The sequence below is a fragment of the Rhizobium yanglingense genome (assembly GCF_977109285.1).
This window is the reverse complement of the sequence record NZ_CDSAWY010000004.1, coordinates 52,094-66,144: the sequence shown is the minus strand read 5'-3', so window position 1 is coordinate 66,144 and position 14,051 is coordinate 52,094. Positions and strand designations below refer to the sequence as shown.

General features: G+C 59.3%; 6 protein-coding genes and 5 pseudogenes. 3 read left to right on the top strand and 8 right to left on the bottom strand.

Annotated elements, in window-relative coordinates:
• Positions 1 to 329: 329 nt before the first annotated feature.
• Positions 330 to 2,175: pseudogene (locus ACW4PC_RS05130) on the top strand (methyl-accepting chemotaxis protein).
• Positions 2,176 to 2,197: 22 nt separating this feature from the next.
• Here the strand turns inward: ACW4PC_RS05130 and kdsA are convergent.
• Together kdsA and ACW4PC_RS05120 are read right to left on the bottom strand one after the other, a co-directional pair.
• Positions 2,198 to 3,043, bottom strand: coding sequence for a 3-deoxy-8-phosphooctulonate synthase (kdsA, locus tag ACW4PC_RS05125; RefSeq protein ID WP_455873051.1), 846 nt, complete (start codon positions 3,041 to 3,043; stop codon positions 2,198 to 2,200).
• Positions 3,040 to 3,918 (bottom strand): VOC family protein, encoded by an 879-nt coding sequence (locus ACW4PC_RS05120; protein ID WP_455873050.1) that lies wholly within the window; start codon positions 3,916 to 3,918, stop codon positions 3,040 to 3,042. Before ACW4PC_RS05120 ends, kdsA begins: the two co-directional genes overlap by 4 nt.
• A 207-nt stretch (positions 3,919 to 4,125) precedes the next feature.
• Between ACW4PC_RS05120 and lexA the strand changes: the two are divergent.
• Positions 4,126 to 4,851 (top strand): annotated as a pseudogene (gene lexA, locus ACW4PC_RS05115) (transcriptional repressor LexA).
• A gap of 966 nt (positions 4,852 to 5,817) precedes the next feature.
• A pseudogene (gene gltA, locus ACW4PC_RS05110) lies at positions 5,818 to 7,108 on the top strand (citrate synthase).
• A gap of 26 nt (positions 7,109 to 7,134) precedes the next feature.
• Here the strand turns inward: gltA and lpxB are convergent.
• The 6 genes and pseudogenes from lpxB to bamA form a co-directional block, all read right to left on the bottom strand.
• Positions 7,135 to 8,311: pseudogene (gene lpxB, locus ACW4PC_RS05105) on the bottom strand (lipid-A-disaccharide synthase).
• Positions 8,299 to 9,180: pseudogene (locus ACW4PC_RS05100) on the bottom strand (LpxI family protein). Before ACW4PC_RS05100 ends, lpxB begins: the two co-directional pseudogenes overlap by 13 nt.
• Before the next feature lie 2 nt (positions 9,181 to 9,182).
• A complete protein-coding gene (gene lpxA, locus ACW4PC_RS05095) occupies positions 9,183 to 10,001 on the bottom strand; it encodes an acyl-ACP--UDP-N-acetylglucosamine O-acyltransferase (RefSeq protein WP_455873049.1) in 819 nt (272 codons plus the stop codon).
• Positions 9,998 to 10,465 (bottom strand): 3-hydroxyacyl-ACP dehydratase FabZ, encoded by a 468-nt coding sequence (gene fabZ, locus ACW4PC_RS05090; RefSeq protein WP_455873048.1) that lies wholly within the window; start codon positions 10,463 to 10,465, stop codon positions 9,998 to 10,000. The genes lpxA and fabZ overlap by 4 nt, the downstream gene beginning before the upstream one ends.
• Positions 10,462 to 11,523 carry a UDP-3-O-(3-hydroxymyristoyl)glucosamine N-acyltransferase gene (gene lpxD / locus ACW4PC_RS05085; protein ID WP_455873047.1) on the bottom strand — a complete coding sequence of 354 codons (1,062 nt, stop codon included), beginning with the start codon at positions 11,521 to 11,523 and terminating at the stop codon, positions 10,462 to 10,464. Before lpxD ends, fabZ begins: the two co-directional genes overlap by 4 nt.
• A 37-nt stretch (positions 11,524 to 11,560) precedes the next feature.
• Positions 11,561 to 13,903: an outer membrane protein assembly factor BamA gene (bamA, locus tag ACW4PC_RS05080; protein ID WP_455873609.1), complete on the bottom strand. Its 2,343-nt coding sequence runs from the start codon at positions 13,901 to 13,903 to the stop codon at positions 11,561 to 11,563.
• Between the last annotated feature and the right edge of the window lie 148 nt (positions 13,904 to 14,051).

Here is a 14,051-nt window from a genome sequence, read left to right as displayed (position 1 = left end):
ATATGTCAGGCTTTTGAAGAAGCCGCTCGCACCCCATCGATCCCTGCCGCGAGCTTGCTCCGGCGTTCGGAACCTCAGGTTTTGAAATGACACTGGTCACTTTCGATTTGGTTGTAAATTTATCGGTCAGTAACCAATCAATATTATAATTAATACTCAGTGAGGAAATACTGCCCCGCTCTTTGGCAAGTAGTATTGCATGATGCGCTTCCTCGTGCGGTCCAAATCCGCCTGATTATACGGACCTCACGATTTCAGGTCCCCTCGGAAATTCCAGAATAATTTCAAGCGAACAGCATCTGTTCGCTATTCAATTCATGGGGCGCAGGATGAAACTCAATATTGCACGCAGTCTTGCTATCTTCGCGGTGGTCGTCGCCGCCGGATTGATCGCTTCGATCGGCATACAGAATTATGCCTTCAATCAGCTGCGGGTAAACGGCGAGATGTATAAGCAAATCATCTACGGCAAGGATCTCGTCGCCGATATCCTGCCGCCGCCCCTCTACCTCGTTGAGTCTTACATGCTTGCGCTCGAAGCGGTGCAGCGCCCCGACATTGCCAAGAAGAACGTCGACCGCATAGAAAATGTCCTGAAGCCCGCCTACGAGGACCGCCGCAAATATTGGCTAGCGACCGCGCTCAGCTCGGACCTTAAGCAGAAGCTCTTGAACGATGTCCTTGTCAAAGGCGACGTGTTCTGGAAGGTGATGGAGGAGGAACTCGCGCCGGCCATTGTCAAGAATGACTCCGCGGTCATTCCGGCGTCCTTCGAAAAGCTTGCGACGAATTTCCATATCCATGAAAACGCCGTCAACGAACTCGTCGATATGGCGAACACCTTCCTGGCGTCCGCTGAAAAGGACGCCGCCGAACAGACACGCATCCTTTCGGCTATAACGCTCGCGGCTGCCGCAGTCTCGCTTTGCCTGCTTCTCGGCGGCCTTTACGTCTTCCGCCGCCGCGCCATCGTGCCGCTCTCGGCGATGCGCGACTATATGGCGGTCCTTGCCGGCGGCGACTATTCGAAGGATGTGCCCTTCAGCCGCCGGGCCGACGAGATCGGGGAGATGGCGCGCGCCGTCACCGTCTTCCGCGAATTCCGCCGAAGAGCGGAACAATATCCGTGCGCGCCAGGATGCCGAACGTCAGGCCCAAGCACAGCGCGATGCGGCGCTTGCCGCTGCCAAGGCAGACGAGGAAGCCGTCCGCGAGGGCGTCATCGCCAGCCTGAGCCGCGGCCTGGAACGGCTCTCCGGCGGCGATCTCACAGTCCAGCTTAGCGAGCCTTTCGACGCAGCCTACGAGAAGCTGCGCGGGCAGTTCAATTCGAGCGTCCGCACGCTTTCTGAAGCGATGAAGGAAATCTCGACCGTGACGAATGTCGTAAGGACCGGCTCCGGCGAAATCGCATCGAGCACAAACGATCTGGCCCGGCGAACAGAGCATCAAGCCGCCTCGCTGGAGCAGGCGGCCTCGGCGCTCGCCCAGATCACGGTCACTGTCAAGAACTCGTCGGAACGGGCCAATGAAGCCAACGTGATGATGACGGCGACGAAGGAAAGCGCCAGCTATTCGGCAACCGTCGTGCACGAGGCGGTCGCTGCGATGGAGAAGATCGAGACATCATCTGCGCAGATCGGCGAGATCATCAACGTCATCGACGAAATCGCCTTCCAGACCAACCTGCTCGCGCTCAATGCCGGCGTGGAAGCCGCCCGCGCGGGTGAGGCGGGAAAGGGTTTTGCGGTCGTTGCACAGGAAGTGCGCGACCTTGCCGGCCGCTCCGCCAATCTGGCAAAGGAAATCAAGCAGTTGATCGAGACGTCTTCCAGCCAGGTTTCGGCCGGCGTTGCCTTGGTCAACCGCACCGGTGAAGCGCTCGGCAATATCGATCGGCAGGTTCTGAAGGTCACCGCGCTGATCGAGTTGATCGTGCGTTCCTCTGCCGAACAAACGACCGCTCTCCTGGAAGTCAACGCCGCCGTCAACACTATGGACAGCGTCACGCAGCAGAACGCGGCTATGGTTGAACAGACAAATGCTGCCTGCCGCGAGCTGGGTGACGAGGCGATACACCTCAATCACCTGTTGGCCCGTTTCCTTCTCGAAGACGCAACGGCGTCCGCGGCAACGCGGTCGTACTCAAGCCAAAGGGTGGCGCTCGCCGGTTGACGGCGGGCACCTTCCGCCAGTATCAGGCCACCTTGGCGACGGCGTCGAGGGCCAGCAGCTTTTCCAGAAGCCGCGGCATGTCGTTCAAATACACCATGTTGGGGCCGTCGCAGGGGGCATTGTCCGGATCTTGGTGGGTCTCGATGAAGACACCTGCAACTCCGACCGCAACCGCCGCCCGCGCCAGCGTCTCGACGAACTGGCGCTCCCCGCCCGACGTCGTGCCCTGGCCACCGGGCTGTTGTACGGAATGGGTCGCATCGAAAATGACCGGAGCCCCCATGGCCGCCATGATCGGCAGCGAGCGCATGTCCGAGACCAGCGTATTGTAACCGAAGGACGCGCCACGCTCACAAAGCAGAACATTCGGGTTGCTGCTCTGATTTAGCTTGGCGAGAACATTCTTCATGTCCCAGGGAGCGAGAAACTGGCCCTTCTTGACGTTGATGACACGGCCGGTCTTCGCGGCTGCCACAAGCAGGTCCGTCTGACGGGAGAGGAAGGCCGGGATCTGCAGAACGTCCACGACCTCGGCGACCAGCGCGCATTGCTCTTCCGAATGGATATCTGTCAGGACCGGAATGCCGAGTTCCTTCTTGAGGTCGGCGAAGACTTCCAAGCCCTTCTCTAGGCCGATACCGCGTTTGCTCGACAGCGAAGAGCGGTTCGCCTTGTCGAAGGAGGTCTTGTAGACGAGCCCGATGCCGAGCTTGCCGCAAAGCTCCTTGAGCGTTCCCGCAACCATGAAGGCATGGTCGCGGCTCTCCATTTCGCATGCGCCGGCGATCAGGGACAGCTTGCCACTGTTGGAAAATACGACGCGGCCGGCACCTTCGCCCACTGCGACTTCGGAATTCGTATTGCTCATCGGGTCTCCTCGAAGGCGAAGATCGCACCTTGGCCGGGCGCAGGCTTCACCAGGACTCTGTTGTTCTTGCGTGTATAGGGCATCCCGTTATCAGCCAAAAGCGCTTCTGTCACGGCAAGATCGGTGGTGCGGAAAACGATAGCGCTGCCTCTCAGCCCCTTATCCACGGTTAACGGCCCCGAATCGAAATAAGCCTCCATCCCTTCCGGCGACAGCAGACTGATCCTGACATTCGCGGCCGCGATCGCCACGCCAAACGGTGTCCGCTCGATTTCCGTCGTAGACACGGCCAACTGAAGGAACGAACCGAAGGCTTCAGGCTCGGGCGCGCTTAGCACCATCTCCGAGATACCGGTTGCACCGTTCGCGTGCTTTTCCAGCGCGCTCCGATCGCCCGGAGAGGCGTTGATGCGCTGGCAGTCAAAGAGGAAGAAATCCGGCGCCCGAAGATCGGCGGCAAAGGCAAGCTTGAAAGTGCCTGTCGATTGCGACCCGTCCGGCATCTTGATCAGGCGCGAAAACTCCAGCATGGCGCCGCCGCTCTTTCTCGCACGCACGAAATGAGCATGATCGGCGTCCGCGTCGTCCGTGCTGAATGCTGCCGCAGAGAACCCGTCATTGCCGCACCGGAACCGAAAGGCCTGGTCGCGCGCCACAAAGACGTTTCCGTGCCGCACTGATTCTTCACATTCTTTCGCACTCGCGACGCCAAGCGGCTCGAGATAGGTCTTGTCGGCGAAAAAAACGCAAGCATTCACCGTGCCGAAAGGATGACGGCCCTCGGCGGCAACCGTGAACCCCAGTCGTCCCAGCCGCTCCCGCGCGAGATCGATGTTGGTGACCGGTAGAACAAGATGATCCAACGGATGCAGCATGGCGTCAGGTCTCCATTTCCTGTGCTGAAGATGTGTGCCGCTATGTGGTCAATGCAAGCTGAAAGCGCTGATCCGGCAAACAAAAGTTTCAGGAAATGAACGCAGTTGAGACGAAGTTTTACGAAAATTTAGGTACTTGCGGAACACATATGGAACATATAGTGTCTGTTCTTGATTTGTTTCACGACTCTGGAGGTTGAACTTGCCATGCTGACCCGCAAGCAACAGGAACTTGCTTCTCTTCATTCATGAACGTATGAAGGAGTCCGGCGTTCCGCCGTCCTTCGACGAAATGAAGGATGCGCTGGATCTCGCGTCCAAATCCGGCATCCACCGGCTGATCACCGCCCTCGAAGAGCGCGGTTTCATTCGTCGGCTACCGAACCGCGCGCGCGCGCTTGAAGTGATCAAGCTGCCGGAAGCCTATAGCCGCGAGCATCCAGCCCCGCCGCGGCTTTTCGCCGAGCGTCATCGAGGGCAGCCTCGGCAAGCCGCAGCCGTGCTGCCGCCGCGCCGAAGCCGGCAGACGGTAGCACGAATAACAGCTCCGTTTCGGTTCCCGTCATGGGCCGCATTGCGGCCGGCGTGCCGATCTCGGCGATCCAGAACAACACGCACGACATTACCGTTCCGGCTCGATATGCTCGGCAGCGGCGAACATTATGCGCTTGAGGTCAAGGGCGATTCGATGATCGAGGCCGGCATCTTCGATGGCGACACGGTCATCATCCGCAACACCAGCACGCGCCAATCCCGGCGACATCGTCGTGGCACTGGTCGATGACGAGGAAGCGACGCTGAAGCGGTTCCGCCGCAAGGGCGCGTCCATTGCGCTCGAAGCGGCCAACCCGGCCTACGAGACGCGCATCTTTCGGACCGGATCGCGTGAAGATTCAGGGTAAGCTCGTCGGCCTGATCCGCCGCTATCATTGACCGGCAGCGTGTCGCCGGCAAAGGCGCCGGCGCGCCAATCATAGGCGTGGCGGCTCTAGGGGCGATCGAGTTTGTCGAAGGCTGTTGTTCAAAGCACGGTTCGACGGCGCCGGTTTTCCGCAAGGTTTCATCCGCGAAATGCGCTGCGCCGGACCGGCAGGCGCCGAACCGCAGCCTTGCCCGCGTGACCGACGATGTCCGCGGCATCGCGAAGCCGGCCGTGGCACCATTCCGCATCGCATTTCTTGCCTCTTCCTGCTGCTCCGGTGAAAACTTCGCTTTCCCTCCATCTTTGGCGGGTCGCAGCGCCTCGCGGCTGCGATCGGTCAAGGCCAAAGCGTTGAGCCCTATATGACCGAAGTAGCAGGGAAACGTTCGTGCCGGACGCAAACCAGATCGCCGCCCCAAGCCCGAAAAAACCGTCGCAAAGTGCACGCGTGTGCCCCTGAGCGGCTTCGCTCGCCATTTGCAGGTCGAAAGCTGGGAATGCAGCCAGAATGATTTATCTGTGGCTATGGGACTGAACGGTGGCTGTTGACTGGGCGAGAGCTCTCTGCTTTTGCCGAAGGCTCCTTCCCGCACTCCAAAAGCGCAGGCCGGGAAGCGCGCACACTGCTTGTCCGCGACATCTGCTGAAGCGGAAATGCGCAGCTCGGCCGTTTTCAACTCCGGCATGCACCCAGCCGCCGACACCCTATGAATACAACCGGAATGCAGCCCTGAGGGCGTTTCAGCAACAATAATCGATTGAAAAAAGACCAAAAAATTCGATTGCAAAAAGCCGAACTAAATCATTGGCTTCCGCTATGCGCCTCCGGCATCGCAGGAGTGTCTAAAAGTTGATACTGCGATGCACAAAATGGCGCCACGTTAACTTGGCATTGGCGCCGTGATCATATAGCTATCGGAGAGGACGCTTAACCCTATGGCGCTTTTATGGCGCCGCCGCCAGTTTGGAGGATCAGCATGACGGATCAAAGCGCAACAATCAAAATCGGCGACAAAACCGCCAATCTTTCCGTGAAAAGCGGAACGATCGGTCCGGATGTCATCGATATTGGTGCACTCTATAAAAACACCGGTTCCTTCACGTACGATCCTGGTTTCACCTCGACCGCTTCCTGTGAATTGAAGATCACCTATATCGACGGCGATGAAGGCATTCTGCTGCATCGCGGCTACCCGATCGAACAGCTTGCCGAACATGGCGACTTCCTGGAAGTCTGCTATCTGCTGCTTTACGGCGAATTGCCGACGGCTGCCCAGAAGAAGGATTTCGACTACCGCGTCACGCATCACACCATGGTGCACGAGCAGATGTCTCGCTTCTTCACCGGCTTCCGCCGCGACGCCCATCCGATGGCCGTCATGTGCGGCTGTGTCGGCGCTCTGTCTGCCTTCTACCACGACTCGACAGACATCACCGATCCGCATCAGCGCATGGTCGCAAGCCTGCGCATGATCGCCAAAATGCCGACTATCGCGGCCATGGCCTACAAGTACTATATCGGCCAGCCTTTCGTTTATCCGAAGAACGATCTCGACTACGCCTCGAACTTCCTGCGCATGTGCTTTGCGGTACCGTGCGAAGAATATGTCGTGAACCCGGTTCTCTCCCGCGCCATGGACCGTACTCTTCATCCTGCACGCCGATCACGAGCAGAATGCCTCGACCTCGACAGTTCGTCTCGCCGGCTCTTCGGGCGCCAACCCGTTCGCATGCATCGCGGCCGGCATTGCCTGCCTTTGGGGCCCGGCACATGGCGGTGCCAACGAGGCGGCGCTCAACATGCTTTCGGAAATCGGCTCGGTCGAGCGCATTCCGGAATATATCGCCCGCGCCAAGGACAAGAATGACCCGTTCCGCCTGATGGGCTTCGGTCACCGTGTCTACAAGAACTACGATCCGCGCGCCAAGATCATGCAGAAGACGACGCATGAGGTCCTCGCCGAACTCGGTCACAAGGACGATCCGCTTCTCGAAGTGGCGATGGAGCTGGAACGCATCGCGCTGACCGACGAATACTTCATCGAAAAGAAGCTCTACCCGAACATCGACTTCTATTCCGGCATCACGCTGAAGGCGCTGGGTTTCCCCACGACGATGTTCACGGTGCTCTTTGCGTTGGCCCGCACGGTCGGCTGGATCGCCCAGTGGAATGAGATGATCGAGGATCCACAGCAGCGCATCGGCCGTCCGCGCCAGCTCTATATCGGCGAACCGCTGCGCGACTACGTTCCGGTTTCGAAGCGCTAAGCCGCTTCCGCCCGAAAAAAACCCGGTCAGAAACGGCCGGGTTTTTTCTTGTCCAGAATGTCGAAAACGATATCCGCCGCTTTCTCACCCGGCGGCTTTTCCGTCTGCATGCGCTGCCAGACAAGGTCGAAACCTTCGAGCATTGCGCGCCGCTGGAGCGTGTCGCTGGAAAGGCGTTCCATCCAGCGCGCCAGGCTCGCGCCACGAACGACCTCGTTGATATATTCCGGGACGACGGCATAGTCGGCGATCAGATTCGGGATTGCTCCTGTCCACGTCTTGATGCGCCGCGTCATCATCGTGATGATCCAGTCTGTCTTATAGACTGAGACTGTCGGCACGCCTGTAAGTGCAAGCTCAAGGATGACAGTCCCCGAGGCAGCCATTGCCGCATCGGCCTCCGCGAAGGCCCGCCATTTCTGTTCATTGCCAGTCAGGATCTCCGGTTTCGTTTCCCAGTCCTTCACGAGGTTGCGAACCATCGATTCCCTGCCGGCTGACGGTCGGCATGAGAAACCGCATTGTGCCATCGCGGGCGACGAGCTCATTGACGGCATCGCGAAAATAGGGAAGCAGTTTTGTGATCTCCGACGAGCGCGAGCCCGGGAGCAGCATGATCGTTTTCCGGCCCTCGCCGGCGGTCTTGGGCTTTTCTGCCCGGCCGCGCCTGGCGGCAATCAAATCCGCATCCGCCGTCAGCCGGTGCCCGACATAGGTCGTCTGCGGTCCGCCGAGCTGCTCCATCACCGCGGGCTCGAACGGCAGAACGGCCAGCACATGGTCGACGTAACCGAGCATCTGCTGGGCCCGATATTCCTTCCACGCCCAAACGCTGGGACAGACATAATTGACGACCGGGAGTTCCGGCAGGGCTTCGCGAACACGTTTGGCAACGCGATGGGTGAAATCCGGGCTGTCGATGACGATCAGTATATCGGGCTTTGCAGCAATGATTGCAGCCGTCGTCTGCCTGATGCGGGCGACAAGCTTCGGCAATTTTCCAAGCACCTGTGTGACGCCCATAATCGAAAGCTCGGAGAAGTCGAAGAGCGACTTCAGCCCCTGTGCCTCCAGCGCGTCGCCGCCGACGCCGACAAGTTCAATCCCGGCATGCCTGCGCTTCAGTGCAGCCACGAGATCGGCGCCGAGAAGGTCTCCGGAAACCTCGCCTGCCACGATCGCGATCTTCATCACAGCCCCCATGACGGCAGGCCGCGATCGAGCCCGCAGACAAAAAGCCCGGCTTCGTCGGCTGCCTTGATCACAGCCTGGCGATCCAGCACGAGAGCACGTCCCGCCTCGATTGCAATTCCCGCCAAGCCCGCCGCCTTGGCATTCGTTCACCGTGGAGAGGCCGATCGACGGAAGGTCGGCGCGGACATCCTGCTGCGGCTTGCAGAGCTTGACCAGCACGCCACGGCGGCGCGGCGATATACGCCCGGCGCCACGCAGCGATGCGACGCGCTCAAGCATTCCGTCGGTCCCTTCGGCGCCCTCGAGCGCCACGATGCGTCCGCCGACGGAGACTGCGCCCTGCCCGACATCGAGCGCACCAAGCGCTTCAGCGGCTGCTGCCGCCTTCAGGATATCGATCTTGTCGTCATTCCCCGGCGACATGACGCCGATCGGCCCGACAGCCGCCAGAAGGTCGGGGGCGATATCTCTGAGCGCCGAGGACGCGCCGGCCGTCGTCTTCGATGAGCTTGATGACCATCTGCAACACCGTATCGTCGCCGCCCGAAAGCAGCGTACGCACCACACCCGGCATCTTTGCGACCGTCCGCCAGGTTGGCCTCACTTCCCGCCATTCGGGGCGACGGCGAACGCCGCCAGACATGACGACGCGGGTGATGTTGTTGCGTTTGAAAATTTCTGCCAGCGCCGACAAATCACCGACGCCGATGACTGCATGGTCATAGTCCTCCCATCGACCGGTCAAGTTCGCCCTTCAGCGAAATCACGAATGGATCCTCGCCGGCTGCCCGCGCCGCCTCGGCGACATAAGACGGCAGAAGACCGTTTCCCGCAATGATCGCCAGACGGCCTTTGTCGGTATCACCGGCGGGGGACAAGGTCAGCCTTTCTGTCCTCGCGTCGGCGATGACAGCGCGCGGTCGCTTTCCGCGGCAATGAAATCGAGGATTTGCATCACCGGCTCGCAATCGGCATATTCGTCGCGGATCGCTGCCGCGTTGTCGCGGATCGAACCTGATCCTTCAAAAATCGCCTTGTAAGCGCGCCGCACCGTATGGATGACAGCGCGATCAATCCCGGCCCGCGTCATGCCGACTACGTTGAGACCGCCCAGCAAACCGGGATTTCCATTGAGCATCCCATACGGAATGACATCGTAGCTGACAGCCGAAAGGCCGCCGACGAAGGCCTGGCGGCCGACGCGCGTGAACTGATGCACGGCCGATCCGCCGCCGAGAATGACCCGATCCTCGATCGTCACATGCCCGGCGAGCATGACATTGTTCGACATGATGACGTGATTGCCGACACGGCAGTCATGGGCGACATGCGAATTGGCGAGAAACAGGTTGTTGTCGCCGACGATTGTCTTGCCGCCGAAATCGGCGGTGCCGGTATTCATCGTCACGCCTTCGCGGATGGTGCAATTCTCGCCCACCGTCAGCGTCGTCTCCTCGCCGCCATGGTGCACGCTCTGGGGGTCGCCGCCGATGACCGCCATCGGGAAAATCCGGGTGCCTTTGCCGATCTCGGTTCTGCCGGTCACCACGACATGCGCCAGCAGTTCGGCATTGTCATGAAGAACAACCTTCGGACCGACATGGCAAAACGGACCGACGGTCACGCCTTCGCCGATGACCGCGCCATCCTCGACAACGGCCATGGCATGGATGCGGGCGCTCCCTGCGATCGTGCTCATCGCTCGTCCTTACGAAGAATCATCGCGCCGATATCAGCTTCCGCGGCCAATGCGCCGTCGACCTTGGCGTCGCAATGGAACTTCCAGATATTACCGCGCTGCTTCTGCTTCTTCACATGAAATTCGACCCGATCGCCCGGGATGACGGGCTTGCGGAAACGTGCATTGTCGATGGTCATGAAATAGACGAGGTTACCGCTCGTTCCGTCCTTGCGCGCGCAGATCGCACCCGCCGTCTGCGCCATGCCTTCGATCAGCAGCACACCCGGCATGATCGGCGACTCGGGAAAGTGGCCGGTGAAATGAGGCTCGTTGGCAGTGACGTTCTTGATGCCGATTGCGGAATCATCGCCATCGATCTCAATAATCCGGTCGACCAGCAAAAACGGATAGCGATGCGGCAGAAGCTTCATGATCTCCATGATGTCCGCCGAAGCAAGCGTCTCCTTGACCCCTTCAGTCATTGTTGATCTCCCGTTTTATGAGCCCGAGCGCTCACGCGCGCCATTATTTCCGCCGAGTCTCGAAGAAAATCCTTTAACGGACGTGCCGGAATGCCGCCATAACGCTCACCGGCAGGAATACTGTGAATGACGCCGCTCTTTGCCGCGATCTGTACGCCATCGCCAATCGTAATATGGCCATTGATACCTGTCTGGCCGCCGATCTGCACGCCGTTTCCAATAACCGCACTGCCGGCGATGCCGACCTGCGAAACGATCGCGCAATGACGCCCGATCCTGACGTTGTGGCCTATCTGCACCTGGTTGTCGATCTTGGTGCCCTCGCCGACGACCGTGTCGTCCATCGTGCCGCGATCGATCGTCGTGTTCGCGCCGATCTCGACATTGTCCTGGATGATGACCCGGCCGATCTGAACGATCTTGATCATCCCTCTGGGGCCAGGCGCATATCCAAAGCCATCCTGGCCAATACGCGCGCCGTTGTGCACGATCACGCCATTGCCCAAGAGCGCGCATATCACGCTGGCACCGCCGGCGATCGTGCAATCGCGGCCGATCTTGACACCGGGACCTATAAGCGCGCCGGCGCCGATCCGTGTTCCCTGACCGATTTCCGCATTCGCGCCGATGACAGCCAAAGGCTCGACGATCACCCCCGGTTCCAGCCGCGCCGTCGGATCGACAGCCGCAGTCGCCGCGATCTCTGTCGCCGAAGACATTGTTGCCAGCGGCTGCAGAGCAGCCGGATAGAGATGCCCGCCTGCCATCGCAAATGCGGCATGGGGATTTTTCGACAAGAGAACCGGAATATGACGAGGTACCGCCGATCTTATCGCGGGCTCGCAAAGGACTGCCGACGCCCGACAGGTTTCAAGCTCGGCACGGCTCCTGCGTGAGATGATGTAGCAAAGATCACCGGCCTTCGCACGGCTGACCGGCGACACCGATCGGATAAGGATGTCGCCATTTTCAGGGTCGGCAAGTTCCGCCCCGAGATATAGCGCCAACTCTGAAAGTTTGACGCCGTCGCGGGGCGGAAAGAAATTGTTCTGCTCCACCGGCAAAGCTCCAGTTTTCGATTCTGGATTGCCGATATCAGAATTGGTTGTTGATGCCAAACTTGAAGTACTGTGTTTGGTCGTAATCTTCCTTCACGACGGGGATCGCGTAGTCGACGCGCAGCGCGCCGAACGGCGATTGCCAGACAAGGCCAACACCGACGGACGCACGAAGTGCTGCGCTATCGCCTCTCACGAATTCTGGCGAACTGACGTCAACATCATTTCCAAACAAGGTACCCGCATCAGCGAAGACCGCACCACGAAGACCAAAGTCACGCGGGAATCCCGGCATCGGGAAGGTCGCTTCCGCCGACACGGTAAAATAAGTCGTTCCTCCGAGCGGATCATCCGGTCCGCCACCAACGCGAGGACCGATACCCTTGTTTTCGAAGCCGCGGATGTCGTTGTTGCCCAATGTGAACTGGTCGAAGATGTTTAGGTCTTTGCCAAGGCCGACAACATGGCCCGCACCGGCCGCAACAGATCCAATGATATCGGCATCGTCAGCCAGCAGATGATAATAGCGCGCCTTGCCGTAGATCTTGTAGAACTGCGAGTCGCCACCCAAGCCGGCAATTTCCTGCGTCAACGTCGCGTATATCCCCTCGCGCGGGAGCGTCATGTCATCGAGCGTGTTATAGGTCAGCGTATTGGAAATCGATGAACGAATCCAAGGTCCATCGTTCACAAGATCCTGATAGGGTGTCGAAAGATCGCTCAGATCGCTGCCGTCGGCATCGTAGTCCATCCGCTTGAAGTTGTAGCGGAACGTCGTCGCCAGATCCTCGGTGATCGGCGCCGTCGCGCGGAGAACGGCACTATCTTCGGTATAGTCGTAATTGTCGTTGCTTGAGGTTTCGCTGTGATTGAGGTCGAAACCGGTCGCAAGGCGATAACCGAGGAAGTAAGGCTCGGTGAAGCTCAAACCATAACTCTGCGAGCCTTCGACACCGCCACCAGCAGAAACCCTGATATACTGGCCCCGACCCAGGAAGTTCTTTTCTTCAATGGACGCTTCCAGGATCAGACCGTCGCCGCCTGCGGCGTAACCGGCACCGATGCCGAACGAACCCGTCGACTGATCCTGAACATCGACGATGACAACGACGCGGTCAGGCGAGCTGCCAGGCGCGGTCGAGATGTTCACCGACGAGAAGAAGCCGAGCGCTTCGAGACGGCGCTTCGCCTTGGTGATCATTTGCTGATTGAAGGCGTCGCCTTCGCTCATGTCGAATTCGCGGCGGATGACGTAATCGCGCGTGCGGCTGTTGCCGCGGATTTCGATGCGCTCGATGTAGGCACGTTCGCCCTGGTCGACGAGGTATTCGACACCGATCGTATTGTTGCCGAGGTCGCGGTTGCCGCGCGGCGTGACGCGGGCGAACGGATAGCCTGCCGAAGCAACCTGATCCGAAATGGCCTCCATGGACCTCTGGACGTCCTTGGCGCTGTAGACTTCGCCTTCACGCGTCACTACCAGGCCTTGAAGCTGCTCGCCGGTTACACCTTCTACGGTCGACTGTACGGTTACCGGACCGAAGTCGTAACGCGGACCTTCTTCGATATTGAAGGTCAGCGTGTACTTGTTCGTGGCTTCGTCAAAAGTAGCATCCGAAGAGATGATCTTGAAGTCGGCATAGCCGCGGTTGAAATAGAACTGGCGCAGCGCCTCTTCGTCGGCATGCAGGCGATCTTCGCTGTAAACGTCCTTGCGGGTCAGGAACGAGAGGAAGTTCGAGCGCTTGGTGCTAATGACGGCAGCTAGACGACCGGTGCTGTAGGCATTGTTGCCCACGAAATTGATGGCTGCGATCTTCGTGCGGTCGCCTTCATCGATGACGAAAGCGAGGTTGACGCGACCTTCGCCAAGCGGAACGACCTGCGTCGTGACCTGCACTTCGCTGCGGCCCGTTGCCGCGTAGGCTTCCTTGATCGCCGCGATATCGGCCTGGATCAGCGCATCGTTGTAGGGACCGGAGGCGTGCGTCTGTACAACCGAGGCCAGCTTGTCGTCCTTGACCTTGCGGTTGCCGTTGAAAACGACCTGATTGACGAGCTGGGCTTCCTCGACGGTCACGACCAGCGTGCTGCCAGAGACGGAGATTTTGACATCGGAGAAGTACCCCGTGCCGTAGAGCTGCTTTACCGAGTCATCGATGTCCGTATTCGAGAAGTTCCTGCCTGGGGCGATGGTGAGATTGGACCGGACTGCCTCAGCGCCGACGCGGCTCGCTCCACGCACATCGATCCGCTGGATAACCGCTGCTTCCGCAGCCGTCGCAGAGACGATTGTAATTGCGCCTGCGCCCGAAGCAACAATACCTGCAGACAGCGCAACCGCCGATACTGCGTTCAAAAATCTTGAACCAGCCTTCATTTCACCCATTACCTTTTTTCTCGTCCCCGTCGCCGGGCGAACCCGATTCCGGCACGTGTGTCGTTTTACCCGCTTTTGCCCTACAAGCAAGGCAGCAAGTTAATTTCTGTTTACTTCATTTCGAAGCGTGACCCATTCGCCACTACAG

What these genes read in the sequence shown, in the direction of transcription:
- fabZ (WP_455873048.1), bottom strand. Translation starts at nt 10,465, where the DNA reads ATGACTGAAGGGGTCAAGGAGACGCTTGCTTCGGCGGACATCATGGAG.
- bamA (WP_455873609.1), bottom strand. Translation starts at nt 13,903, where the DNA reads ATGAAGGCTGGTTCAAGATTTTTGAACGCAGTATCGGCGGTTGCGCTG.
- lpxA (WP_455873049.1), bottom strand. Translation starts at nt 10,001, where the DNA reads ATGAGCACGATCGCAGGGAGCGCCCGCATCCATGCCATGGCCGTTGTC.
- kdsA (WP_455873051.1), bottom strand. Translation starts at nt 3,043, where the DNA reads ATGAGCAATACGAATTCCGAAGTCGCAGTGGGCGAAGGTGCCGGCCGC.
- ACW4PC_RS05120 (WP_455873050.1), bottom strand. Translation starts at nt 3,918, where the DNA reads ATGCTGCATCCGTTGGATCATCTTGTTCTACCGGTCACCAACATCGAT.